General features: G+C 65.3%; 23 protein-coding genes and 1 other RNA gene. 19 read left to right on the forward strand and 5 right to left on the reverse strand.

The window, feature by feature from the left end; all coding sequences use genetic code 11:
* Positions 1 to 159: 159 nt before the first annotated feature.
* Together DACI_RS23755 and DACI_RS23760 are read left to right on the forward strand one after the other, a co-directional pair.
* Positions 160 to 456, forward strand: a complete 297-nt coding sequence (locus tag DACI_RS23755; protein WP_012206513.1) for an H-NS histone family protein — start codon at positions 160 to 162, stop codon at positions 454 to 456.
* Between the two features lie 96 nt (positions 457 to 552).
* On the forward strand, positions 553 to 771 hold the full coding sequence (locus DACI_RS23760) for a hypothetical protein (protein WP_012206514.1): 219 nt from the start codon (positions 553 to 555) through the stop codon (positions 769 to 771).
* 142 nt (positions 772 to 913) lie between these two features.
* On the opposite strand, the gene ssrA is transcribed toward DACI_RS23760, so the two are convergent.
* The 4 genes from ssrA to ompA form a co-directional block, all read right to left on the reverse strand.
* Positions 914 to 1291: a transfer-messenger RNA gene (gene ssrA, locus DACI_RS31670) on the reverse strand.
* A gap of 12 nt (positions 1292 to 1303) precedes the next feature.
* On the reverse strand, positions 1304 to 1969 hold the full coding sequence (locus DACI_RS23765) for an HAD family hydrolase (RefSeq protein ID WP_012206515.1): 666 nt from the start codon (positions 1967 to 1969) through the stop codon (positions 1304 to 1306).
* A 5-nt stretch (positions 1970 to 1974) separates the two neighbouring features.
* Positions 1975 to 2697: a bifunctional 2-polyprenyl-6-hydroxyphenol methylase/3-demethylubiquinol 3-O-methyltransferase UbiG gene (gene ubiG, locus DACI_RS23770; protein ID WP_012206516.1), complete on the reverse strand. Its 723-nt coding sequence runs from the start codon at positions 2695 to 2697 to the stop codon at positions 1975 to 1977.
* Between the two features lie 84 nt (positions 2698 to 2781).
* Positions 2782 to 3441, reverse strand: coding sequence for an outer membrane protein OmpA (ompA, locus tag DACI_RS23775; protein ID WP_012206517.1), 660 nt, complete (start codon positions 3439 to 3441; stop codon positions 2782 to 2784).
* A gap of 229 nt (positions 3442 to 3670) precedes the next feature.
* Between ompA and gyrA the strand changes: the two genes are divergently transcribed.
* The 17 genes from gyrA (at position 3671) to DACI_RS23860 (ending at position 23781) form a co-directional block, all read left to right on the forward strand.
* On the forward strand, positions 3671 to 6337 hold the full coding sequence (gene gyrA, locus DACI_RS23780; protein ID WP_012206518.1) for a DNA gyrase subunit A: 2667 nt from the start codon (positions 3671 to 3673) through the stop codon (positions 6335 to 6337).
* A 122-nt stretch (positions 6338 to 6459) separates the two neighbouring features.
* Positions 6460 to 7569 (forward strand): 3-phosphoserine/phosphohydroxythreonine transaminase, encoded by a 1110-nt coding sequence (gene serC, locus DACI_RS23785; RefSeq protein WP_012206519.1) that lies wholly within the window; start codon positions 6460 to 6462, stop codon positions 7567 to 7569.
* Between the two features lie 19 nt (positions 7570 to 7588).
* The gene (gene pheA, locus DACI_RS23790) at positions 7589 to 8689 is read left to right on the forward strand and encodes a prephenate dehydratase (protein ID WP_012206520.1); all 1101 of its coding nucleotides are present in this window, start codon (positions 7589 to 7591) and stop codon (positions 8687 to 8689) included.
* Positions 8689 to 9567, forward strand: a complete 879-nt coding sequence (locus DACI_RS23795) for a prephenate dehydrogenase (protein ID WP_012206521.1) — start codon at positions 8689 to 8691, stop codon at positions 9565 to 9567. Before pheA ends, DACI_RS23795 begins: the two co-directional genes overlap by 1 nt.
* A gap of 114 nt (positions 9568 to 9681) precedes the next feature.
* Positions 9682 to 11709, forward strand: a complete 2028-nt coding sequence (locus DACI_RS23800) for a bifunctional 3-phosphoshikimate 1-carboxyvinyltransferase/cytidylate kinase (RefSeq protein ID WP_012206522.1) — start codon at positions 9682 to 9684, stop codon at positions 11707 to 11709.
* 167 nt (positions 11710 to 11876) lie between these two features.
* Positions 11877 to 13580, forward strand: a complete 1704-nt coding sequence (rpsA, locus tag DACI_RS23805; RefSeq protein ID WP_288124655.1) for a 30S ribosomal protein S1 — start codon at positions 11877 to 11879, stop codon at positions 13578 to 13580.
* A gap of 90 nt (positions 13581 to 13670) precedes the next feature.
* The gene (locus DACI_RS23810; RefSeq protein ID WP_012206524.1) at positions 13671 to 14012 is read left to right on the forward strand and encodes an integration host factor subunit beta; all 342 of its coding nucleotides are present in this window, start codon (positions 13671 to 13673) and stop codon (positions 14010 to 14012) included.
* A gap of 80 nt (positions 14013 to 14092) precedes the next feature.
* Positions 14093 to 14413, forward strand: a complete 321-nt coding sequence (locus DACI_RS23815; RefSeq protein ID WP_012206525.1) for a LapA family protein — start codon at positions 14093 to 14095, stop codon at positions 14411 to 14413.
* Positions 14403 to 15578, forward strand: a complete 1176-nt coding sequence (gene lapB, locus DACI_RS23820; protein ID WP_012206526.1) for a lipopolysaccharide assembly protein LapB — start codon at positions 14403 to 14405, stop codon at positions 15576 to 15578. Before DACI_RS23815 ends, lapB begins: the two co-directional genes overlap by 11 nt.
* A gap of 260 nt (positions 15579 to 15838) precedes the next feature.
* Positions 15839 to 16249 carry a ComEA family DNA-binding protein gene (locus DACI_RS23825; protein WP_012206527.1) on the forward strand — a complete coding sequence of 137 codons (411 nt, stop codon included), beginning with the start codon at positions 15839 to 15841 and terminating at the stop codon, positions 16247 to 16249.
* 139 nt (positions 16250 to 16388) lie between these two features.
* Positions 16389 to 19367 (forward strand): monovalent cation/H+ antiporter subunit A, encoded by a 2979-nt coding sequence (locus DACI_RS23830; protein ID WP_012206528.1) that lies wholly within the window; start codon positions 16389 to 16391, stop codon positions 19365 to 19367.
* Positions 19367 to 19732: a Na+/H+ antiporter subunit C gene (locus DACI_RS23835; RefSeq protein ID WP_012206529.1), complete on the forward strand. Its 366-nt coding sequence runs from the start codon at positions 19367 to 19369 to the stop codon at positions 19730 to 19732. Before DACI_RS23830 ends, DACI_RS23835 begins: the two co-directional genes overlap by 1 nt.
* The gene (locus DACI_RS23840; protein ID WP_012206530.1) at positions 19729 to 21525 is read left to right on the forward strand and encodes a monovalent cation/H+ antiporter subunit D; all 1797 of its coding nucleotides are present in this window, start codon (positions 19729 to 19731) and stop codon (positions 21523 to 21525) included. Before DACI_RS23835 ends, DACI_RS23840 begins: the two co-directional genes overlap by 4 nt.
* Entirely contained in the window at positions 21522 to 22013 is a 492-nt protein-coding gene (locus tag DACI_RS23845; RefSeq protein ID WP_012206531.1) for a Na+/H+ antiporter subunit E, read from the forward strand. The genes DACI_RS23840 and DACI_RS23845 overlap by 4 nt, the downstream gene beginning before the upstream one ends.
* Positions 22010 to 22288 (forward strand): K+/H+ antiporter subunit F, encoded by a 279-nt coding sequence (locus DACI_RS23850; protein ID WP_012206532.1) that lies wholly within the window; start codon positions 22010 to 22012, stop codon positions 22286 to 22288. Before DACI_RS23845 ends, DACI_RS23850 begins: the two co-directional genes overlap by 4 nt.
* Complete coding sequence (locus DACI_RS23855; RefSeq protein WP_012206533.1) at positions 22285 to 22668, forward strand: monovalent cation/H(+) antiporter subunit G; 384 nt, start codon at positions 22285 to 22287, stop codon at positions 22666 to 22668. The genes DACI_RS23850 and DACI_RS23855 overlap by 4 nt, the downstream gene beginning before the upstream one ends.
* Positions 22669 to 22911: 243 nt before the next feature.
* Positions 22912 to 23781, forward strand: coding sequence for an LOG family protein (locus tag DACI_RS23860; protein ID WP_012206534.1), 870 nt, complete (start codon positions 22912 to 22914; stop codon positions 23779 to 23781).
* A gap of 52 nt (positions 23782 to 23833) precedes the next feature.
* Here the strand turns inward: DACI_RS23860 and DACI_RS23865 are convergent, their stop codons facing one another.
* Positions 23834 to 25015 (reverse strand): MFS transporter, encoded by a 1182-nt coding sequence (locus tag DACI_RS23865; RefSeq protein ID WP_012206535.1) that lies wholly within the window; start codon positions 25013 to 25015, stop codon positions 23834 to 23836.
* Between the last annotated feature and the right edge of the window lies 1 nt (position 25016).

Raw genomic sequence — 25016 nt, forward strand, 5'->3', positions numbered from 1 at the left:
CGCACCTCATCGCCCCAACCATCCCCATCACCTGTTCTGAACGCGCCACGTCGCTGGTGACCGTTCCCGCATCCGCACCCTCTTTTTCTTACTCATAACTTACAAAATATTCATGCCCGTGATATACACGCGCATCTCCCACTGAAAATCATCATTGCCATGACATCCGACTACAAGGCCCTGCTGCAACAAAAAGCCGAGCTTGAGAAAAAAATCGACGCACTCATCCAGCACGCGAAAACCGATGCGATCGCTGAAGCAAAGGCGATGGTGCAGCAATATGGTTTGACGAAGGAGGATGTCTTCCCCTCCGCCAAGAGCAAACCCGACAAGGCCGGCAAGCGCAGCGTGGGAGAGCCCAAATTCCGCAACCCAGAAACCGGCGCCACCTGGACAGGCCGCGGCAAGCCGCCCAAATGGATAGAAGGCAAGGACCGCGCAAGCCTCGCCATCTGAGGGTCGACACCGGGCGCCGGCCATGCCTCCAGTCGGCACCCCCTATTCCGCCGCGATGCCATACCATGCGATTTCCACCACAAGGAGGAAACGCACATGAGCAAACAGAGCACAGACACCCTGTTGGCAGCAGAACTGGCTGACCACTTCATAGAAGTCATCCTGTCCAACAAACCGGAGCTGCTGGTCTCGGGCATCGGCGGGGTGGCAGACCTGCACCACATACAGCATGGCGCCAAGGCCCTGGCGCATTTCCGCCTCACGCTGATCCAGGAACTGTCGCAACAGCCCATGCCCGACATGGGCAGCAGCTGAATCAACTCTGGGCCAGCCTCCTTGCCGAGCCTGCCCCCGCAGCCCGTGCGAAATCCGTGCGATTTCGACGACACCGCAGAACACTTGCAGGCAAAAAAAACCGCCACACGCTGAGGTCATCAGTGTGTGGCGGTGTCTTGGATGGTGGAGCTGGCGGGAATTGAACCCGCGTCCGCAAGCCTTCGCCGGGCAGATCTACATGTTTAGCGTTCTGTTTTGAGTCTCGCCTCCCAAGTCGCGCAGGCGCACGCTACCCGGGATGCCAGCTTCCTTGGATCTTGCCACGTACTAAGAAGCCCAGCACGCAGCCAGCTGATGTAAATTCCCTTGCAGCCGGGAGGTATTGCTACCCCCTTGCCCAGCCCATCAGCGTGCTGTTGCAAGGCTCACCGGATTTAAGCGGCGAGTGCGAAACGTTCGTCGTTTGCAGTTAGTTTTTTGAATGGAGATTTACGAGCGTCACTCAAGCTCGACATGCACCACACCGGTCCCGAACCCACGTCGAAACCAGGACAGCCCCAAGGCTCCTATCTTAGCCTCTTTCCAGCAGTTTCAAGAGCTCCAGCGGAGAATAGATTTGCGCATCCGCCTGCCACTGCAGCGTATCGCCCGCTGCGCCAAGGTAGCCGTAGCAGGCCGCCACGGTCTTCATGCCTGCGGCCTTGCCTGCAACGATGTCGCGCTCATCATCACCCACATAGACAAAACACTGCGGGGGCAGGCCGATACGCGCGGCAGCTTCCAGCAACGGCGCTGGATGGGGCTTTGCGTGGGGCGTGGTATCACCGCTGACGATGGCACCCGCGCTCGCGAAAAGCGGCATCTGCTGCGTCAGAGGGTCGGTGAAACGCATGGATTTGTTGGTGACCACTCCCCAGGGCATGGATGCCGCCTGGAGCTGTGCAATGAGCTCCGGGACACCATCGAACGCATAGGTGCGCTCGGTCATGCACTGCTCGTAGTTGCGGAAAAACTCCTCGCGCATCTCCGGAAACTCCGGCGAGTCAGGCGTGAGCCCGAAGCCCACTCCCAGCATCCCCCGTGCCCCGGCGCCCGCCATGGGCCGATACTGCTCATAGGGGAGCGACTGCAGGCCACGGTCAATGCGCATCCTGTCTGCGGCCGCACCCAGGTCGGGTGCACTGTCGATCAGGGTGCCGTCCAAGTCGAACAGAACAGCTCGGATTTCTTGCCACATGCGGCTCACCCTTCTGCCCGGCGCGTTGCCAGCATGTAGTTCACCGACGTGTCCGCGCTGAGCCAGTAGCGCCCGGTGATGGGGTTGTGCTGCAGACCCTTGCTCGCCTGCAGGTCAAGGCCAGCCTGACGGGCAAACATGGCGAGTTCGCTGGGCTGGATCAGCTTGGCGTACTCATGCGTCCCCTTGGGAATCATCTTGAGCAGGTACTCAGCCGCCACAATGGCCAGACCAAAGGCCTTGGCACTGCGGTTGATCGTGGAGAAGAACACCCAGCCCCCAGGCTTGACCAGTTCGGCGCAGGCCGCGACCACGGAAGCGGGATCGGGCACATGCTCGAGCATCTCCATGCAGGTCACCACGTCAAAGGAGCCCGGCTGCTCCTCGGCCAGACGTTCCACGCTGACTTCGTGGTAGTGGATGTTCGGAGTACCCGTTTCCAGCGCATGCAACTGGGCCACACGCAATGCCTTGGTGGCCAGGTCGATGCCCACCACCTCTCTGGCCCCCTTGCGGGCCATGGAATCGGCGAGGATGCCGCCACCGCAGCCGACATCAAGGACCCTGCGGCCCTTCAAGGGAGCTTGCGCATCAATCCAGTCCAGGCGCAGCGGATTGATCTGATGCAAAGGTTTGAACTCACTTTCCGGGTCCCACCAGCGATGGGCCAGGCTGGAGAATTTCTCCAGCTCCGCCGGGTCGGCATTGACGTTGATTGCGTTGCTCATGGCTCGATTGTCGGTGATTGCGACGACCGTTCGGCCATAAAAAAAGCCCCGTTGCCGGGGCTTTTGCGGGAAGCAATCGAAAGATTACTGAGCGGCGCGGGTGCCGACCACTTCGATTTCCACGCGACGGTTCTTTGCGCGGCCTTCCTTGGTCTTGTTGTCGGCGATGGGCTGCTTTTCGCCCTTGCCTTCAGTGTAGACGCGGTTCTTTTCGATGCCCTTGGACACCAGGTAAGCCTTCACAGCTTCAGCGCGGCGAACCGACAGCTTCTGGTTGTAGGCGTCAGAGCCAACGGAGTCGGTGTGACCGACGGCGATGACCACTTCCAGGTTGATGCCCTTGACCTTGGAGGCCAGGTCATCCAGCTTGGCCTTGCCTTCGGGCTTCAGAACCGACTTGTCGAAGTCGAAGAAAGCGTCAGCAGAGAAGGTCACCTTGGAAGCCACGGCCGGAGCGGGAGCCGGTGCCGGAGCGGGAGCTGCCGGAGCGGGCGTTGCGGCAGGAGCCACAGCGGCTGCCACAGGCTTCAGGGCACCGTCGCAGTCAGCTGCTGCAGTGGCGGGCGTCCAGTTGGCATCGCGCCAGCACAGTTCGTTCGTGCCGTTCTTCCACACCAGTTCGCTGGTGCCGTTTTGCCAGTTGTCGATGGTCTTGCCACCGTCAGCAGCCTTCACTTGTGCGCCAGCAGCCGTTGCGAGGGCGGCAGAGGCAAACAACATCGCCACTTTGTTCAGTTTCTTCATGGTTCTCCTCTTGGGGAAAAAGCCGCAGCAGGGCTGCGAATCTGTGGACGTTATCAGTGACCATCACCAAAAACGTTGAATTGATTGTGCCATACGTCACAAGCAGACGGACCGCCAAGCGGGCGCCAACAAGTAGGACAGCGGCGGAATTCCAGGGTTATGTTGCTCGGCTGCTACACGTCATTCGACCTAAAATGGGCCTTTTCCCGCCGTCAGAGTATCGCCACACATGACCCAGTTTGCTAAAGAAACCCTGCCCATCAGCCTCGAAGAGGAGATGCGTCGCAGCTATCTCGATTACGCAATGAGCGTGATCGTGGGCCGGGCGCTGCCCGATGCGCGAGATGGTCTCAAGCCTGTGCATCGGCGCGTGCTGTTCGCCATGCACGAGCTCAACAACGACTGGAACCGGCCGTACAAGAAGTCGGCGCGTATCGTCGGCGATGTGATCGGCAAGTACCACCCGCACGGAGACAGCGCGGTGTACGACACCATCGTGCGCATGGCACAGGATTTCTCGCTGCGCCACATGCTGGTCGACGGGCAGGGCAACTTCGGTTCGGTGGACGGGGACAGCGCGGCGGCGATGCGTTACACCGAAATCCGCCTGTCCAAGATCTCCCACGAGATGCTGGGCGACATCGACAAGGAGACGGTGGACTACGGCCCGAACTACGACGGCAGCGAGCGCGAGCCGCTGGTGCTGCCCGCGCGGCTGCCCAACCTGCTGGTCAATGGTTCCTCGGGCATTGCCGTGGGCATGGCCACCAACATTCCTCCGCACAACCTCAACGAGGTGGTGGATGCCTGCCTGCACCTGCTGCAGACGCCTCAGGCCACCATCGACGAGCTGATGGAGATCATTCCCGCGCCTGACTTCCCCACGGCCGGCATCATCTATGGCATCAACGGTGTCAAGGAAGGCTACCGCACGGGTCGCGGACGCGTGGTGATGCGCGCCAAGTGCCACTTCGAGGACATCGATCGCGGCCAGCGCCAGGCCATCATCGTTGACGAGCTGCCCTACCAGGTCAACAAGAAGACGCTGCAGGAGCGCATGGCCGAGCTGGTGCACGAAAAGAAGATCGAAGGTATCAGCCACATCCAGGACGAGTCCGACAAGTCGGGCATGCGCCTGGTGATCGAGCTCAAGCGCGGCGAAGTGCCCGAGGTCGTTCTCAACAACCTGTACAAGCTGACCCAGCTGCAAGACACCTTCGGCATGAACATGGTGGCGCTGGTCGATGGCCAGCCCAAGCTGTGCAACCTGAAGGATCTGGTCGAGGTCTTCCTGCAGCACCGCCGCGAAGTGGTCACGCGCCGCACGGTGTACGAGCTGCGCAAGGCGCGCGAGCGCGGCCATGTGCTGGAAGGCCTGGCGGTCGCGCTGGCCAATATCGACGACTTCATCGCCATCATCCGCAACGCGCCGACGCCGCCTGTGGCCAAGGCCGAGCTGATGACGCGCAACTGGGACAGCAAGCTGGTGCGCGAGATGCTGACGCGCACCCGCACCGATGGCGGCGTGGTCAACGCCGACGACTACCGCCCCGACGGGCTGGAGCGCGAATTCGGCATGCAGGCCGATGGCCTGTACCGCCTGTCCGAAACCCAGGCCCAGGAAATTCTGCAGATGCGCCTGCAGCGCCTGACCGGCCTGGAGCAGGACAAGATCGTCGCCGAGTACAAGGACGTGATGTCCGTCATCGAGGACCTGCTGGACATCCTGTCCAAGCCCGAGCGCGTGTCGGCCATCATTGGCGACGAGCTCAAGCAGATCAAGGCCGAGTTCGGCCAGAGCAAGGTCGGCGCCCGCCGCAGCACGGTCGAATACAGCGCGCAGGACCTGTCCACCGAGGACCTGATCACGCCCACCGACATGGTGGTCACGCTCAGCCACACGGGCTACATCAAGAGCCAGCCGCTGTCCGAGTACCGCTCGCAAAAGCGCGGCGGACGCGGCAAGCAGGCCACGGCCACCAAGGAAGACGACTGGATCGACCAGCTGTTCATCGCCAACACGCACGACTACCTGCTGTGCTTCTCCAACCGCGGCCGCCTGTACTGGCTCAAGGTCTGGGAAGTGCCCGCAGGTTCGCGCGGCTCGCGCGGACGCCCCATCGTCAACATGTTCCCGCTGCAGGATGGCGAGAAGATCAACGTGGTGCTGCCGCTGACGGGCGAGTACCGCAGCTTCCCGGCCGACCACTATGTGTTCATGTCCACCAGCATGGGCACCGTGAAGAAGACGGCGCTGGACGAGTTCTCCAACCCGCGCAAGGCCGGCATCATCGCCGTGGGCCTGGACGAGGGCGACTTCCTGATCGGCGCAGCCCTCACCGACGGCAAGCATGACGTGATGCTGTTCAGCGACGGCGGCAAGGCCGTGCGCTTCGACGAGAACGACGTGCGCCCCATGGGCCGCAACGCGCGCGGCGTCAAGGGCATGAACCTGGAAGAAGGCCAGAGCGTGATCGCCATGCTGGTGGCCGAGGACGAGTCGCAAAGCGTGCTCACGGCCACCGAGAACGGCTACGGCAAGCGCACCTCCATCGTGGAGTACACGCGCCATGGCCGCGGCACCAAGGGCATGATTGCCATCCAGCAGTCCGAGCGCAACGGCAAGGTCGTCGCCGCCACCCTGGTGCATGCCGATGACGAAATCATGCTGATCACCGACACTGGCGTGCTGGTACGTACCCGGGTCTCGGAAATCCGCGAACTGGGCCGCGCCACCCAGGGCGTGACGCTGATCTCCCTGGACGAAGGCGCCAAGCTCGGCGGCCTGCAGCGCATCGTTGAAAACGATGCCAGCGAAGTCGAGGACGAGGCCACGGGCGAGGAGGCCACAGGCGGCGACGAAGCCGCTGCCGAAGGCACGGGCGAGCCCGCCTGATGACCCAGCCGCCGCTGGGGCTGCTCCCGCACCGGGAGCGCAGTCCCAGCGGCGGCCCAGATTTTTGACAGTTGCAGGCACCGCCCGAACTGGCGCCTGCGCGTGACTTGACAGTGAACTCCATGAACCGCCCTTACAACTTCTCCGCCGGCCCTGCCGCCATTCCCGCCGAAGTGCTGCAGCAGGCAGCCGCCGAAATGCTCGACTGGCACGGGTCCGGCATGAGCGTGATGGAGATGAGCCACCGCGGCAAGGAGTTCATCTCCATCTATGAACAGGCCGAGGCCGACCTGCGCGAGCTGCTGGCCGTACCGCCCGAGTTCAAGATCCTGTTCATGCAAGGCGGCGGCCTGGCCGAGAACGCCATCGTTCCCCTGAACCTCTCGCGCGCAGGCACGGTGGACTTCGTGCTCAGTGGCAGCTGGAGCCAGAAGTCGGCCAAGGAAGCACGCAAGTACGTGGCGGACGCGCACATCGCGGCCAGCGGCGAGGACGGCAAGTTCACCGCCCTGCCCGCCCCCGAGAGCTGGCAACTGAGCCGCGGCGCCAGCTACGTGCACATCTGCAGCAACGAAACCATCCATGGCGTGGAGTTCCAGGAACTGCCCGACCTGAAGGCGCTGGGCTGCGATGCTCCGCTGGTGGTTGATTTCTCCTCGCACGTGGCCTCGCGCCCCGTCGATTGGAGCCGCGTGGGCCTGGCGTTCGGCGGCGCGCAGAAGAACCTGGGCCCTGCCGGCCTGACCCTGGTCATCGTGCGCGAGGACCTGCTGGGCCACGCCCTGCCGGCCTGCCCTTCGGCCTTCGACTACAAGACCGTGGCCGACAACCAGTCGATGTACAACACGCCGCCGACCTGGGGCATCTACATCGCGGGCCTCACGTTCCAATGGATCAAGCGCCAGACCGAAGGCGGCCTGACCGGCGTGGCCGCCCTGGAGGCGCGCAACATCGCCAAGGCCGACCTGTTCTATCAGTACGTGGACCAGTCCTCGTTCTACGTGAACAAGGTCGCTGCCAATTGCCGCTCGCGCATGAACATCCCCTTCTTCCTGCGCGACGAATCGCGCAATGACGCCTTCCTGGCCGGAGCCCGGGAACGCGGCCTGCTGCAGCTCAAGGGCCACAAGTCCGTCGGCGGCATGCGTGCCAGCATCTACAACGCCATGCCCATCGCTGGCGTGCAGGCGCTGGTGGAGTACATGCGCGAATTCGAACAGCGCAACGCCTGACCGACCCACACTCCCGCCCATGAGCACCACACCCCAAGCCTCTCCCGATCTGGCGCATCTGCGCGTGCAGATCGACGATATCGACCAGCAACTGCTGGATCTGCTGAACCGACGTGCCCGCGTGGCAGAGCAGGTCGGCGAGGTCAAGAAGCGTGAAGGCACGCCCTTCTTCCGCCCGGACCGCGTGGCCCAGGTCATCCAGAAGATCGAGTCCGCCAATCCCGGCCCGCTCAAGAATGGCCATGTCTCGGCCATCTGGCGCGAGATCATGTCGGCCTGCCTGGCGCTGGAGTCGCCCCAGCGCGTGGCCGTGCTGGGCCCGGCGGGCACGTTCTGCGAGGAAGCCGCCATCCAGTACTTCGGCGGCGCGGCCGATCTGATGTACTGCAACAGCTTCGACGAGGTGTTCCACGCCACGGCCGCAGGCAGCGCGCAGTACGGCGTGGTGGGCGTGGAGAACTCCAACGAAGGCGTGGTCACGCGCTCGCTGGACATGTTCCTGCACACGCCCTGCCACGTGGTGGGCGAGGTCAGCCTGCTGGTGCGCCACAACCTGCTTCGCAGCAGCAACACGACCGAGGGCATCGAGGTCGTGGCAGCCCATCCCCAGGCCCTGGCACAGTGCCAGGGCTGGCTGGCCAAGCACCTGCCGCATGCCGAGCGCCGCCCGGTGTCCAGCAATGCCGAAGGCGCCCGCCTGGCGGCGCTGCACCCCAACATCGCCGGCCTGGCCAGCGAACGCGCGGCCCAGCAATTCGGCCTGCATGTGGTGGCGCATGCCATCCAGGACGATGCCTACAACCGCACGCGCTTCGCCGTCATCTGCCTGCCGCACACGCTGGCCACGCCCTCGCCCAGCGGCCAGGATTGCACCAGCATCATCATCTCCGTGCCCAACCGCCCCGGTGCCGTGCATGACCTGCTGGTGCCGCTGAAGAAGCACGGCGTGTCGATGACGCGCTTCGAGTCGCGCCCCGCGCGCACCGGCCAGTGGGAGTACTACTTCTACATCGACCTCGAAGGCCACCCGGCACAGCCCAACGTGGCCAGCGCGCTGGAAGAGTTGCGCGGCCTGTGCGCCTTCTACAAGGTGCTGGGCACCTACCCGGTATCCAAGTGATGCAGCCCTTTGAACAACTGGGCCTGATCGGCTGCGGCCTCATGGGCGGCTCGTTCGCCCTGGCGCTCAAGCAGGCAGGGCTGGTCAAGCGCGTCGTGGGCTACAGCAAGTCGCCTTCGACGACCGAACGCGCTCGCCAGATGGGCGTCATCGATGTGGAGGCCCCCTCCGCCCTGCTGGCCGCCGCCGGTGCCGACCTGGTGCTGCTGGCCGTGCCCGTGGCGGCGACCGAGGCCACGCTCAAGTCCATCAAGCACCTGGTCACGCCCGAGATGATGATCATGGACGTGGGCTCCACCAAGGTCGATGTGGTGCATGCCGCCCGCTCGGCCCTGCGCGACCAGCTCGGCTCCTTCGTGCCGGCCCACCCCATTGCAGGCAAGGAAGTCTCGGGCGTCGAGCACTCCGACCCCCAGCTGTACAAGGGTGCACAGGTCATCCTGACGCCCACCGAACGCACGCTGACCGACCACCTGCAAAAGGCCCGCTCCCTGTGGGAACTGCTGGGCTGCCGCGTGCGCGCCATGTCGCCCGAAGCCCACGACAGCGCCTTTGCCACGGTCAGCCACCTGCCGCATCTGCTGGCCTTCGCCATGATGCAAAGCGTGATCACCCAGCCCGACTCCGACGACGTGCTGTCACTGGCCGGCCCCGGCTTCCGCGACTTCACGCGCATTGCCGCAGGCGATCCCAAGATGTGGCGTGATGTGCTGCTGGCCAACAGCGAGCAGGTTCTGGCACAGTCGCGCCAGTTCCAGCAGGCGCTGCAGCAACTCGAATCCCTGATCCAGGCCGGTGACGGACAAGGTCTTGAAGACCGCCTGACCCTGGCCAGTGCCGCGCGCGCCCATTGGCGCATGGGCGCTCCGCGCCGCTGACGCGCAACGCAGGGCAAGCGCCAGACGCAAGCCCGGCGCACCCAAAGCGCTCCTGGGCATTGCGGCCGGCGCGGCCGCAATGCCTCCCGACAGCCTGTTTGCCTTCGAATTGCCATGTTCAGTACCGCCTTTCTCGATATCCCCCCTCTTTCCCGCGCGCAGGGCACGGTGAGCCTGCCGGGCTCCAAGAGCATCTCGAACCGCGTGCTGCTGCTCGCGGCACTGAGCCAGGGCACGACCGTGGTCCACGACCTGCTCGACTCGGACGACACGCGCGTCATGCTCCGGGCCCTGCAGCAACTGGGCTGCACGGTGGAGCCTGCGACCATCACCCTCGGCCAGCCCGTGCGCATCACCGGCCTGGGCGGCGTCCTGCCCTCTGGCGCCAGTGCCGAGCTGTTCATGGGCAACGCCGGCACGGCCATGCGGCCGCTGACGGCAGCCCTGTCCGTGCTGGGCGGCGACTTCAAGCTCAGCGGCGTGCCGCGCATGCATGAGCGCCCCATCGGCGATCTGGTCGATGCGCTGCGCCAGCTCGGCTGCCGCATCGACTATCTGGGCAACGAGGGCTTTCCTCCGCTGCACATCCGCCAGCCCGATTTCTCGCAGCTGCCGCACAGCCCCATCCAGGTGCGTGGCGATGTCTCCAGCCAGTTCCTGACCTCGCTGCTGATGGCGCTGCCGCTGCTGGCCAACACGCGCGACATCACCATCGAAGTCGTGGACGAGCTGATCTCCAAGCCCTACATCCACATCACGCTGGAATTGCTGGCCCGCTTCGGCATTGCCGTGCACAACGAGAACTGGCAGCGCTTCACCATCCCGGCCGGCAGCCGCTACAGCTCGCCGGGCGAGATCCATGTCGAGGCAGACGCCTCGTCGGCCAGCTACTTCATCGCACTGGGCGCCATCGCCTCGGACAGCGCCGAAGGCATCCGCATCCTCGGCGTGGGACTGGACTCCATCCAGGGCGATATCCGCTTTGTCGAGGCCGCGCGCGCCATGGGCGCCGAGGTGGAAGGCGGCCCCAACTGGCTGCGCATCCGCCGTGGCGCATGGCCGCTCAAGGCCATCGACCTGGACTGCAACCACATCCCCGATGCCGCCATGACGCTGGCCGTCATGGCCCTGTATGCCGATGGCACGACCACGCTGCGCAACATCGCAAGCTGGCGTGTCAAGGAAACCGACCGCATCGCGGCCATGACCAAGGAACTGCGCAAGCTGGGCGCCGATGTCGAGGAGGGCGCGGACTACATCCGCATCACGCCGCCCGCGTCCACCGCCGCATGGCGTGCGGCCAGCATCCACACCTATGACGACCACCGCGTGGCCATGTGCTTCTCGCTGGCGGCCTTCAATCCGGCCGCCCTGCCCGTGCGCATCGAAGACCCCAAGTGCGTCGCCAAGACCTTCCCCGACTACTTCGAGGCCCTGTTCTCGGTCTGCGAGACGGCCCGCGCGCGCATTCCCGTGATCTGCATCGATGGCCCCACGGCCTCGGGCAAGGGCACGATTGCCGCCGAGGTCGCCCAGGCTCTTGGCTACCACCTGCTGGACTCGGGCGCGCTGTACCGGCTCACGGGGCTGGCCGCATCGCGCGCCGGCCTGGTGCTGGATGAACCGCACGCCCAGCAGATCGCCGTGCTGGCGCGTGAGCTGCCCGTGCGCTTTGACGCCGAGCAGCGCATCTGGCTGGGTGACGAGGATGTCACCCTCATCCTGCGCAGCGAGGAGTCGGGCATGAACGCCTCGCGCGTCTCGGCCCTGCCTGCCGTGCGCGACGCGCTGGTGGACCTGCAGCTGTCCTTCCAGCAGCTTCCGGGGCTGGTTGCCGACGGCCGCGACATGGGCACGGTGATCTTTCCCCATGCTCCCCTCAAGGTCTATTTGTCGGCCTCCGCCGCCTGTCGCGCCGAGCGCCGGCATAAGCAGTTGATTTCCAAAGGAATTGCCGCTAACATAAGCGCCCTTCGGGCTGACCTTGAAGCACGCGATGCGCGGGACATGAACCGCAGCGTTGCGCCGCTCAAGCCCGCCCAGGATTCCATGCTGCTTGACAGCTCCGAGCTCTCCATCGAAGAGGTGGCAGAACAGGTGCTTTCGTGGTGGCAGGAACGCCAGCCGTTCGGCCGCGACTGATTGCCAGTTGCGCCGCACGGTCGGCAAACCCGCCCTCCGGGCCCAGACATGGCGGCACCGCCCCATGTACAGCCCGAGGTCCATAGACTCCAACACCGTGGTTGAACCCACAACACCTCCGCAAGCAGTCCTAGAAACGCCTGGCAATAGTGCCGGCGGAAACCTGTTTGCGGGCAAGGAAATACATGTCTGAATCTTTTGCCTCCCTGTTTGAAGAATCGCTGCAACGCACGGAAATGCGTCCTGGCGAGGTCATCACCGCTGAAGTCGTGCGCGTCGAGCACAACTTCGTCGTCGTGAACGCTGGCCTGAAGTCGGAAGCCTACGTGCCAATCGACGAATTCAAGAACGACCAGGGAGAAATCGAAGTCCAGGTGGGCGACTTTGTGTCGGTCGCCATCGGCTCGATCGAAAACGGCTACGGCGACACCATCCTGTCGCGCGACACCGCCAAGCGCCTGGCCTCGTGGCTGGCCCTGGAAAAGGCCCTGGAATCGGGCGAATTCGTGACCGGCACGACCTCCGGCAAGGTCAAGGGCGGCCTGACGGTGCTGGTCAACGGCATCCGCGCCTTCCTGCCCGGTTCGCTGATCGACACCCGTCCGATCAAGGACCTGACTCCGTACGAAAACAAGACGATGGAGTTCAAGGTCATCAAGCTGGACCGCAAGCGCAACAACGTGGTGCTGAGCCGCCGCGCCGTGGTCGAAGCCTCGATGGGCGAAGAGCGCGCCAAGCTGATGGAAACGCTGAAGGAAGGCGCCATCGTTCAAGGCGTGGTCAAGAACATCACCGAATACGGTGCGTTCGTGGACCTGGGCGGCATCGACGGCCTGCTGCACATCACCGACATGGCATGGCGCCGCGTGCGTCATCCCTCGGAAGTCGTGCAGGCTGGCCAGGAAATCACCGCCAAGATCCTCAAGTTCGACACCGAGAAGAACCGTGTCTCGCTGGGTCTGAAGCAAATGGGCGACGACCCGTGGATGGGCGTTTCGCGCCGCTACCCCTCGAGCACCCGCCTGTTCGGCAAGGTCACGAACATTGCCGACTACGGCGCGTTCGTCGAGCTGGAACCCGGCATCGAAGGCCTGGTGCACGTCTCCGAAATGGACTGGACCAACAAGAACATTGCTCCGACCAAGCTCGTTACCCTGGGTGACGAAGTCGAAGTCATGGTGCTGGAGATCGACGAAGACAAGCGTCGCATCTCGCTGGGCATGAAGCAGTGCAAGGCCAACCCCTGGCAAGAGTTCGCGCAGAACACCAAGCGCGGCGACCGCGTCAAGGGCCCGATCAAGTCGATCACCGACTTCGGCGTGTTCGTGGGTCTGGCTGCCGGTATCGACGGCCTGGTGCACCTGTCCGACCTGTCCTGGAACGAGCCCGGCGAAGCCGCCGTGCGCAACTACAAGAAGGGCCAGGAAGTCGAAGCCATCGTGCTGGCCGTGGACGTCGAGCGCGAGCGCATCTCCCTGGGCATCAAGCAGCTGGACAGCGATCCCTTCACGACCTTCGTGACCGTGAACGACAAGGGCCAGATCGTGTCGGGCAAGGTCAAGACGGTGGACGCACGTGGTGCTGAAATCGACCTGGGCGAAGACATCATCGGTTACCTGCGTGCTTCGGAAATCGCCGTGGACCGCGTGGAAGATGCCCGCTCGGTGCTGAAGGAAGGCGACGAGATCACCGCCGTGGTGGTCAATGTGGATCGCAAGACCCGCAACATCCAGCTGTCGATCAAGGCCAAGGACCAGGTCGACCAGCAAGAAGCCATGGCTTCCCTGTCCGCTCAGTCGGCCAAGGAAAACGCCGGCACGACCAGCCTGGGCGCCCTGCTGCGCGCCAAGCTGGACAACTCCGACAAGTAATCAGCAGCCAGTCTGCTGACCGCTGAAGGTCGGATGCGACGGGCGCCTCCGGGCGCCCGTCGCCATTTCAACCCCTGATTCCTATCCTTGATGACCCGATCCGATCTCGTCGAAGAACTCGCCGCCCGCTTTGGCCAACTGAGCCAGCGCGATGCCGAGCAGGCCGTCAAGACGATTCTTGACGCCGTCAGCGATGCCCTGGTGCGAGGCCATCGCATCGAAATCCGCGGCTTTGGCAGTTTCTCGGTCAACCATCGCCCGCCCCGCATGGGCCGCAATCCCCGCAGTGGCGAGGCCGTCCACATTCCGTCCAAGCGCGTGCCGCACTTCAAGCCCGGCAAGGCCCTGCGCGAAGCCGTGGACCTGCGCCCCGGTGTGGCCATCGATACAGACAACACAGGCTCCGGCACAGGCTCCGGCCCTGCCGCCTGAAAGCGGGCTGACCGGCTGCGCGCGCCGCAGCCGCCCTCTCCGCCAGGCTCTAGAATCGTTCCCGTCACACAAGGGAACACATGAAGTACTTCCTGTGGCTGCTCAAGGCGGCCATTTTTTTTACGCTGTTCGCTTTCGCCCTGAACAACCAGCAGGACGCGACGGTGCACTTCTTCTTCGGCACCTCCTGGACTGCGCCGCTGGTACTGGTGGTGCTGGCCGCCTTCGCCCTGGGCCTGATCGTGGGCGTTCTGGGCATGGTGCCGCGCTGGCTCAAGCACCGCAACGCCGCGCGCTCGACCCAGGCCACGGTGCCTGCCGCAGCCGAGACACCGGCAGCGGCCACGGCGCCCAAGGCTGCCCCATCCCCCATCCTGCCGGGCGACGTGCATGGAATTTGATCTGAGCTGGATATTGCTGGGCCTGCCCGTCGCCTTCGTGCTGGGCTGGCTGGCCTCGCGCTGGGACCTGAGGCAGATTCGCGCCGAAAACCGCCAGGCGCCCAAGGCCTATTTCAAGGGTCTGAACTTCCTGCTCAACGAGCAGCAGGACAAGGCCATCGACGCCTTCATCGAAGCCGTGCAGAACGACCCCGACACTTCGGAGCTGCACTTCGCGCTGGGCAACCTCTTCCGCCGCCGTGGCGAATACAACCGCGCTGTGCGCGTGCACGAACACCTGCTGTCGCGCGGCGACCTCAGCCGCGTGGACCGCGACCGCGCCCAGCACGCGCTGGCCCAGGACTTTCTGAAGGCAGGCCTGCTCGATCGCGCCGAGGACGCGCTGCGCCGCCTGGAAGGCACGGCCTTCGAGGCAGAAGCCCGCCTGGCCCTGCTGGCCATCTACGAACGCTCGCGCGACTGGACACAGGCCGCCGCCATTGCGCGCCGCATGCAGGAAGCCAACCAGGGCGACTTCAGCGGCCGCCTGGCCCACTACCTCTGCGAAGACGCCCAGGCCCTGTTGACCCAGGGCCAGCAGGCCGAGGCACTGCAGCGGCTGCAGCAGGCCATCACCACCGCCCCACAGGCCGCACGCCCGCGCCTGGAGCACGCGCAGCTGCAGCACCGCATGGGGCAATCGGCCCAGGCCCTGCACACGTTGGAAAGCCTGGCCGAGCAGTCCCCGGCCTCGCTGCCGCTGGCGGCTCAGCTGCTGGTGGACATTGCCGCCGCCACGGGCCAGCGCCAGCACATCCACCAACTGCTCAGCCAGCAGTACGAGCAGGCACCCTCGCTGGATCTGCTGCAGGCCCTGGTCGCGCTGGACGCTCAGATTGAAGAACAGAGCAACGATGGTGAAACCGGGGCACCGGGACGCGCACGCCTGGTACAGCATCTGGACAGGGAGCCCTCCCTGGTGGCTGCCGCGCAGTGGCTGGCAGGCGAGAAGCTGGCCGAGGAGCAATACCACCCGGCCGTGCAACGCGCGCTGGACCACGCGGCCAAGCCGCTGACCCGCTACCGCTGCGCAGCCTGCGGCTTCGAGGCACGCCAGCATTTCTGGCATTGCCCCGGCTGCCAGAGCTGGGACAGCTATCCGGCCCGGCGCGTCGAGGAGCTGTGATGCGGGGCAGGCGCGAGAGGCAGCTCCCCCCCCTGCATCGCGTCACCCCCATTGGCAAACACGGCATGGACGGTGTATTTTCAGAGTATTCCTAGAAACCGCCTTGGCAGGCGCATGGCCATTGGCTTTGCACACGTTCGGCCATGCTTGCACGGGCCTGCTGGCCCCCTTCACCGTCTAGCCGCACGCCAAGGCCCTGCATAAGATGCCTCTGGGTCGCAATGTTGCGGCCCTCAACATTTTGGGATCAGGAGGTTTGTATGTTCAGAAAACTGATGGCTGGCTTCATTGCACTGCTGTGGTCCGTGATGGCCCTGGCCGCCGTGGAGGTCAACAAGGCGAATGAAGCCGAACTGACATCCATCAAGGGCATTGGCCCGGCCATGTCGGCACGCATTCTCGAGGAGCGCAAATCTTCCGCCTTCAAGGACTGGCCCGATTTCATTGCCCGCGTCAAAGGCGTGGGCGAGCCGACCGCCGCCAAGTTCTCGGGTGAAGGCCTGACGGTCAATGGCGCCAGCTACAAGGGCCAGGGAGCCAAGCCCGATGCAAAGGACACGGCGGCCAAGGATGCCAAGGACACCAAGGACACGGCAGCCAAAGGCGCCAAGCCGACCAAGGACCAGGCCGCCAAACCGGCCACGCCGGCCAAGGCCGGCGCGGCCTCCTGAGTACGCCAACTGTCTCTATCCAACCCGCTTCGGCGGGTTTTTCATGCGTACTACCCTCGGGGTACGCGCGGCCATAGCCTGAAACATGCTCAGGTTTTCATAGCGAAGCAAAAAACCTTGCCCGTAAAATGAACCGCCCATGCCCCTGATCACCCTCATCCTCCTACCCTTCATCGGCAGCCTGATTGCCGCAATGCTGCCCGCCAATGCGCGCAATACGGAGTCAACGCTAGCTGGCGTCATTGCTCTGGGCTGCGCCATCCAGACGGCATTGCTGTTCCCCCAGATCGCCGATGGAGAGGTACTGCGCCAGGAGATCGAGTGGCTGCCGGCACTGGGGCTGAATCTGGTGATCCGCATGGACGGCTTTGCCTGGATGTTCTGCATGCTGGTGCTGGGCATAGGCTCGCTGGTGGTGCTTTATGCGCGCTACTACATGTCGCCGGCCGATCCCGTGCCGCGCTTTTTCTCGTTTTTTCTGGCCTTCATGGGCGCGATGGCGGGCGTGGTGCTGTCGGGCAACATCATCCAGATTGCCTTCTTCTGGGAGCTGACCAGCCTCTTCTCCTTTCTTCTCATCGGATACTGGCACCATCGCAAGGATGCACGCCGGGGCGCGCGCATGGCGCTGACGGTGACGGGAACGGGCGGCCTGGCCATGCTGGCCGGCATGCTGGTGCTGGGCCACATCGTGGGCAGCTATGATCTGGACAACGTGCTCATTGCCGGCCAGCAGGTGCGCGACCACCAGTTGTACCTGGTCGCCCTGGTGCTGATCCTGCTGGGCGCTCTGACCAAGAGCGCGCAGTTCCCCTTCCACTTCTGGCTGCCGCACGCCATGGCCGCGCCCACGCCGGTGTCGGCCTACCTGCACTCCGCCACCATGGTCAAGGCCGGCGTCTTCCTGCTGGCGCGCATGTGGCCCGTGCTGGGTGACACCGATGCCTGGTTCTGGCTGGTGGGCGGAGCAGGCGCTGCAACGCTGCTCATCGGTGGCTATCTGGCCATGTTCCAGCACGATCTCAAGGGATTGCTGGCCTATTCGACGATTTCCCACCTGGGCCTGATCACGCTGCTGCTGGGCCTCAACAGCAAGCTGGCCGCCGTGGCTGCGGTGTTCCACATCATGAACCACGCGACCTTCAAGGCCTCGCTGTTCATGGCCGCAGGCATCGTTGACCATGAAAGCGGCACGCGCGACATCCGCCGCCTCTCGGGCCTGCGCCACATGATGCCCATCACGGCCACGCTGGCCTGCGTGGCCAGTGCGGCCATGGCGGGCGTGCCGCTGCTCAACGGCTTCCTGTCCAAGGAAATGTTCTTCGCCGAGACCGTCTACCTGGACGCTGCCCCCTGGGTGCGCACAGCATTGCCCGTGGCCGCCACGGTGGCAGGCATGTTCAGCGTGGCCTATTCGCTGCGCTTCACCATCGACGTCTTCTTCGGCCCCAAGGCCACCGACCTGCCGCACGAGCCGCACGAGCCGCCGCACTGGATGCGCGTGCCCGTCGAATTGCTGGTGCTGGCCTGCCTGGTCGTGGGCATGCTGCCGGCGTGGGCGGTGGGCAGCTTCCTTGCAGCGGCCGCCACGCCCGTGGTCGGCGGCGATCTGCCCGAGTACAGCCTGGCCATCTGGCACGGCTGGAACATGCCCTTGATCATGAGCCTGGTCGCCCTGATTGGCGGCATCCTGCTGTACATGCTGCTGCGCTGGCAGCGCCAGGCCGGCCATATCGATACCGCACCGCTGGTGGGCACGCTCAGCGGCCAGCGCATCTTCGAGAACCTGCTGGCCCGCCTGTCCCTGCTGGGCCGCTGGTCGCGCCGGCGCCTGTCCACCATGCGACTGCAGTGGCAGATGCTGTGGCTGGTCTGCACCGCCGTGCTGGCGGGCGTTCTGCCGCTGTGGCTGCAGGGCATCAAGCTGGGCGATCGGGGCATGCTGCCACTGTCGCCCGCCTTCGTGCTGCTGTGGGCCGTGGGCATTCTCTGCGCCCTGGGCACGGCCTGGAAGGCCAAGTACCACCGGCTGACCGCGCTGATCATGCTGGGCGGCGCCGGCCTGTGCACCTGCCTGACCTTCCTGTGGTTCTCGGCGCCCGATCTGGCGCTGACCCAGCTGGTGGTCGAGGTCGCCACGACGGTGCTGATGCTGCTGGGCCTGCGCTGGATGCCCAAGCGCGACAAGAGCCTGCACATTCCCGTGCTGTCCGCCGAGCTGCGTGCCCGCTCGCGCCGCATGCGCGACCTGCTGCTGTCGCTGGTGGCCGGAGGCGGCATGGCCTGGCTGGCCTTCGCCATGATGAGCCGCCCCTTCTATGACGGCGCCTCCACCTTCTTCCTCGAACATGCGCTCAGCGACGGCGGCGGCACCAACGTGGTCAACGTCATGCTGGTGGACTTCCGTGGCTTCGACACCTTCGGCGAAATCGTGGTGCTGGGCATCGTGGCCCTGGTGGTCTATGCCCTGCTGCGGCGCTTCCGCCCGGCGCGCGAGACGCTGGACCTGCCCGAACAGCAGCGCTACGTGCCAGGCGACCTGCAGACCGATCTGTTCAATCCGCGCAATGCCGGCGATACGGCCGTGGGCTACCTGATGGTGCCCGCCGTGCTGGTCCGCCTGCTGCTGCCTTTCGCGGCCCTGGTCTCGGTCTACATCTTCATGCGCGGCCACAACGAACCCGGAGGCGGCTTCGTCGCCGGCCTGGTGTTCTCGGTGGCCTTGCTGATGCAGTACATCATCTCCGGCACGCAGTGGGTCGAGGCCCACTTGCCGATCTTCCCGCGCCGATGGATCGGTGTCGGCCTGCTGTTCGCACTGGGTACCGGCATGGGCTCTATCGTGGCCGGCTATCCCTTCCTCACCAGCCACACCTTCCATATGACCCTGCCAGTCGTCGGCGACGTGCATCTCGCCAGCGCCCTGTTCTTCGACATCGGTGTGTTCTCGCTGGTGGTGGGCGCGACCATGCTCATTCTGACGGCCATCGCCCACCAATCGGTTCGCAGCCACCGCTACCACGCCCGCCTGCTGGAGGAGCAGCAACAACAGGCCGAGGAGGCCGAAGCCGCCGTGCAGCAGGCCACCGCCGCAGCCCTGGCGCGAGGAGGTTTCTGATGGAAGTCGTGCTTGCCATTGCCATCGGCGTACTGACCGGCTCGGGCGTGTGGCTGCTGCTGCGCCCACGGACCTACCAGGTCATCATGGGGCTGGCCCTGCTGTCTTATGCGGTCAACCTGTTCATCTTCAGCATGGGCCGCCAGGGCCTGGCCATTGACAAGGAGCCCGTGCTGCGGGCCGGCGTACCGCAGGATCTCGCGCACTATGCCGATCCCATGCCCCAGGCGCTGGTGCTCACGGCCATCGTGATCGGCTTTGCCATGACGGCGCTGTTCCTCGTGGTGCTGCTGGCCTCGCGCGGCACCACCGCCACCGACCATGTGGACGGAGCCCATTCCCGCACCGAGCAGGAGATGCCATGAACGAGCTGACCGCCCGTCTCATGCCGCACCTGATGCTGGCGCCCATCGTGCTGCCCATGCTCTCGGCAGCGCTGATGCTGCTGCTGCGCGAGGAACGCCAGCGCGTGAAGTTCGCCCTCGGCCTGGTGTCCACCGTGCTGGGCCTGGGCGTGGCCGTGCTGCTGATGCTGTGGACCGACCAGGCCGGCGCACCCGTCAACCTGGGCGTCTACATGCCCGGCAACTGGCCCATGCCCTTCGGCATCTCGCTGGCGCTGGACCGCCTGACCGGCATGATGCTGGTGCTGACCTACACGGTGGCCCTGGCCTCGCTGATCTTCTCCAGCGCCCGCTGGCACCGCGCGGGGATGCACTTTCACTCGCTGTTCCAGTTCCAGCTGATGGGCCTGAGCGGCGCCTTCCTCACGGCGGACCTGTTCAACCTGTTCGTGTTCTTCGAGATCATGCTCGCGGCCTCCTACGGCCTGTTGCTGCATGGCTCGGGCCGGGCGCGCATCCAGGCGGGCCTGCACTACATCGCCATCAACCTGGCCGCCTCGTCACTGTTCCTCATCGGCGTGTCCATGCTCTATGGCCTGACCGGCACGCTGAACATGGCCGACCTGGCGCGCGCCATTCCCCAGATCAGCAGTGCCGACCGCGGGCTGCTGCATTCGGCAGCGGCCATCCTGGGCATCGCCTTCCTGACCAAGGCGGCCATGTGGCCGCTGAACTTCTGGCTGGTGCCGGCCTACAGCGCGGCCACCGCGCCCGTCGGTGCCGTGTTCGCACTCATGACCAAGGTGGGCGTCTACGTGGTGCTGCGGCTGTGGACGCTGCTGTTCAGTTCCGAGGCCGGCTCCTCCGCCCTGTTCGGCAGCACCTGGCTGATCGTCGGCGGCATGCTGACCATGGCCTTCGGCGGCCTGGGCATGCTGGGCTCGCAGCGCCTGACGCATATCGCGGGCTTTGCGGCCATCCTGTCGTCAGGCACCCTGCTGGCTGCCACGGGCTTTGGCCAGAACGCACTGACGGCAGGGCTGCTGTACTACCTGCCCAGCTCCACCCTGGCCGTGAGCGCGCTCTTCCTGATTGCCGACGTGGTGGACCGCTGGCGCGTGGACGACGACGCGGGCGAGCCCTATGAAGACGATGAGGCGCCCTTCCTCAACGCCGAGCTGCTTCCCACCGAGGGATTCAACCTTGACGAATCCGAAGAGGTGCTGATCGGCCGCGCCATTCCCGCCGCAGCCGCCTTCATCGGCCTGAGCTTCATGCTGGCCACCCTGGTGGTTACCGGCCTGCCCCCGCTGTCGGGCTTCGTGGGCAAGTTCGCCATGCTGTCTGCCCTGCTCAACCCGCTGGGCCTGGGCAACTCCAGCGGCTTCCAGGCCGGCTGGGCCGGCTGGGTGCTGGTGGCGCTGATGATCATCACCGGGCTGCTGGCCCTGCTGTCGCTGGTGCGCGCCGGCATTCGCCACTTCTGGGCGACCGAGGAGCAGAACTCCCCCTCGCTGCGCGTGGTCGAAGGCCTGCCCATCGCCTTGCTGCTGGCCTGCTGCGTGGCACTGACGATGCGCGGCGGCGAGCTGATGGGCTACACACAGCGCGCAGCCGATGCGCTGCTGGCGCCCGATGTCTATGTGCGCTCCGTCATGGGCACGCAGCCCGAGCCCAGCCCGGCAGAAAAGAAGGCCCGCCTGGAAGCCGGCCCCGAAGGCGCGGCACGCGCTGCGGCCCAGGCCAGTGGCGCCCCCATACCCGCAGGCATAGGCGATGCAGGCACGACGGCGGGCAAGGAGGATTCCCGATGATGAAAACCCTGCTGCCCGCACCGCTGCTATCGGTGGCGCTGTTCCTGCTGTGGCTGCTGCTCAACCGTTCGTTCAGCAGTGGACAGATCCTGCTGGGCGCCTTGCTGGGCCTGCTGCTGCCGCTGCTGCTGCGCGGCCTGCGCCCCTTGCCCGTGCGGGTGCGCCATCCGCTGACCATCCTGCGCCTGGCGCTGCGCGTGGTCTGGGACACCTCGGTGTCCAACTTCAACGTCGTGCGGTTCATGCTGTTTCCGGGCATGCGCAAGCACCCGGCCAACTTCGTGCGCATCCCGCTGGAACTGCGCGACCCCAACGGCCTGGCCGTGCTCGCCATGATCGTGTGCATCACGCCCGGCACGGCCTGGGCCGAGATCTCGCGCGACCGCTCGCAGCTCATGCTGCATGTGCTGGAGGTCGATGATCCCGAGGAGATCGTCCAGCACGTCAAGCGTTGCTACGAGCGCCCCCTGATGGAGATTTTCGAATGATGCCCTGGTTCCACTGGACTTTGATGTTCGCGCTGGGCCTGCTGGTCGCGGCCATGGGCTGCGCCGTGCTGCGCCTGCTCAAGGGCCCGCACGCCCAGGACCGCGTGCTGGCGCTGGACTGCATGTACCTCAACGGCATGCTGGCCATGCTGCTCATGGGCATCATCTACGACAGCACAAGCTACTTCGAGGCGGCCTTGCTGGTCGCTCTGTTCGGCTGCGTGGGCTCCACCGCCATGGCCAAGTTCCTGCTGCGCGGCGAGGTGATCGAATGACGCCGGAGACCACACTGCCGCTGTGGTGCCAGATCCTGGTTGCCGCGCTGGCGCTGGGCGGCGCCATCATCGCCTTCCTGGGCTCCATGGGACTGTGGCGGCTGGGCAGCTATTTCGAGCGCGTGCATGCGCCCTCCATCATCGCCACCATGGGCTGCTGGCTGATCATGCATGCCACCTGGATCTACTTTTCCGTCAGTGGCCAGAGCCTGGCCGTGCATGCGCTGCTGATTGCGGTCTTCATTTCCGTGACCGTGCCCATCACCACCATCTTCCTGATGCGCGCAGCCCTGTTCCGCGCGCGCCGTGCGGGCCAGGACGTGCCGCCGCCGCTGAGCACCGTCGTGCGCAACGAACCGGCCGAGCACCCGGACGTCTGAAATCGCTTGCGGCGCATGAAAATGCCCGCCCATTGCCGGTGGCGGGCCCCAGGCCAAGGCCCTGCCCAACTGCTCAGCATATGAATCTGCCACCGGCCCCGTCAATGCGCAAAGCAACGGATACGCGAGCCCCGCGGCTATGAGTTTGTGAGCGTATAGTGCAGTCATCATCTACGCTGGCAACGCATTTGATGGAACGGCCACAGGCGTGGCCGCCCTGGGTTTTTCTGTGTACGAGGGTTCATGCAAATCTCTTCCCCCCTGACCGATACCGATCTGGCCAACGGCTGGTCGGCCCTTCACAACCAGGCGCACAACGGCATGGCATTGCAGCAGAATTCCAATCGCCTGGCCTTCGCGGACCCGGAATTCATGTTCCGCCGCGAGACCCGCGGCATCCGCATGCAGCTGGAGCTGCTCAAGCCCGACCTGGCGCAGATCGAACGCGGCATAGAGCACACCGTCGTGGTCTATGGCAGCGCGCGCTTCGTGGACCTGGAGCAGGCCGAGCAGCAACTGGCCGACGCGCAGGCCAGCGGCGATGCACAGCGCATTGCAGTGGCCGAGCGCGCCGTGCGCAACGCCCACCGCTACGAGCAGGCCCGCGCCTTCACGCGCATCGTGGCCGCCGACAGCCTGAACCAGCCGCCCGAGGAGCGCCTCTATATCTGCACCGGCGGCGGCCCCGGCATCATGGAGGCGGCCAACCGTGGCGCCCATGATGTGGGCGCACCCAGCATCGGCCTGAACATCGAGCTGCCGCACGAGCAAAACGGCAACCGCTTCATCTCGCCGGACCTGAGCTTCAAGTTCCACTACTTCGCCTTGCGCAAGATGCATTTCATGATGCGCGCCAAGGCCCTGGTGGCCTTCCCCGGCGGCTTCGGCACGCTGGACGAGCTGTTCGAGGTGCTGACCCTGATGCAGACCGGCAAGACGCATTCCGTGCCCGTGATCCTGTTCGGCACCGAGTTCTGGAAGCGGCTGCTCAACATCGACCTGATGATCGAGGAAGGCACGATCTCGCCCAAGGACCTGCAGCTGTTCCGCTATACCGATGATCCGGTGGAGGCCTGGGCGCTGATCAAGCAGTTCCACGCTGGCGGCTGGTAAGCCGCCGCCGCTTCGCAAGGCGATCTGCGCACCAAGGCGCAGGTCGCCTTTTTCATTCCGGCTTGCGCGGCGGCAGCCCCATGAACCAGGCCGTGCGGATGCCCGAGGCCACGGCCGCGCCCACCACCCAGAACAGCGCAGACACGCCGATCAGCGCCCCCGCCGAGCCGAACAGCACGGGCATGGCCACGCTGGAGGCATTGATGGCCATGAGCCGCAGGCCCAGCGCCTCGCCATGGCGGTGCTCGGGCGTGATCTGGTGCAGCATGCTCATGACCATGGGCTGCACCGAGCCCAGCGAAAAGCCCAGCAGCACCGAGCACACGCCCATGGTCAGCGCCGAGTCCATGAAGGGGTACAGCGCAAAGACGAAGGCGGTGATGGCCATGGCGCCGGAGATCACGGCGCCTTCGCGCAGGCGCTCGGCCACCAGCGGCATGGCCAGGCGGATGGCGGCGGCCGCCACGGCAAAAATGCCCAGCAGCGTGCCGATGACCGAGGCGCTCAACCCCTTCTCATGGCCCAGCAGCGGCAGCACGAAGGTGTGCACATCCCAGCACGCCGACTGCAGCCAGTTGACCAGCAGCAGGTTGCGGAAGTTGCGGTCGCGCAGCAGGTCCCAGGCATGCTGCTTGGGGCCGCCGATGGGCGCGCGCACGGGCGGCAGCTCCTGCGTGTGGCGCACCCAGCTCCAGGCCAGCACGGGCACCAGGGCCAGCAGGCCGAAGGCGACGCGGTAGCCCATGGTGCTGCCCTCGCCGCCAAAATTCGCGTGATCGATCAGCAGCCCGGTGCTGAAAGGCCCGATGAAGTTGGAGATGGCCGGACCTATGGCCAGCCAGCTGAACACCTTCTTGAGCGCCACGGCGTCGTGCGTGACCCGGCCCGCATGGCGCTGCACGGCAATCACCACCGCGCCGCTGGCACCGCCCGTCAGCAGCGCCACCAGGCACAGCACGGGATAGACCGGAAACGCCAGCGCCAGCGCGCAGCCGCCGCTGGCCGCCAGCATGGACAGGAAAAACGGCTTGCGAAAACCATGCTTGTCCGCAAAGCGCCCGGCCGGCAGCGCCAGGAACACCTGGGTCAGCGCAAACAGCGCCAGCAAGATCCCCACGGCCGCCGCGCTGTAGCCCTGCTGCAGCGCCAGCAAAGGCGCGGCCAGCCGCATGCCGGCCATGGTGGCGTGCACGCTGACCTGGGCCATGATGACTTTGAACAGCGCCAGATTCATC

It is taken from the genome of Delftia acidovorans SPH-1, assembly GCF_000018665.1.
Lineage (GTDB): Bacteria > Pseudomonadota > Gammaproteobacteria > Burkholderiales > Burkholderiaceae_C > Comamonas > Comamonas acidovorans.